The 256-nt window shown below is 68.0% G+C and carries 1 pseudogene; it reads right to left on the reverse strand.

The features are described 5' to 3' along the window. Positions 1-256: pseudogene (locus SB725_RS32445) on the reverse strand (ZIP family metal transporter); the annotation flags it as partial.

Genomic DNA, 256 nt, shown 5'->3' on the forward strand with positions numbered 1-256 from the left:
TGATCTCGCGGGCGGCGTCCAGGCCCGGCAGAATCAGCGAGAATGAACTGGCTGCCAGCATCATGCCCGCAGCAAAACCGAGCATCACATCCTGGGTGCGCGCGCTGACATCGCGCAGCACCACGGCCAGGACTGCCCCCAGGGCGGTGGCGGCAAAACCGGACAGGCCGCCCAGCAACGCCAGGTGCAGGTTGTCGGCATGGTCACCGCTGACCGCGTTCCACAGGCTCGCCGCCAGCAGCACGACGACCGCTAG

This window comes from Pseudomonas sp. SIMBA_041, from assembly GCF_046535095.1.
Taxonomy (GTDB): domain Bacteria; phylum Pseudomonadota; class Gammaproteobacteria; order Pseudomonadales; family Pseudomonadaceae; genus Aquipseudomonas; species Aquipseudomonas mucoides.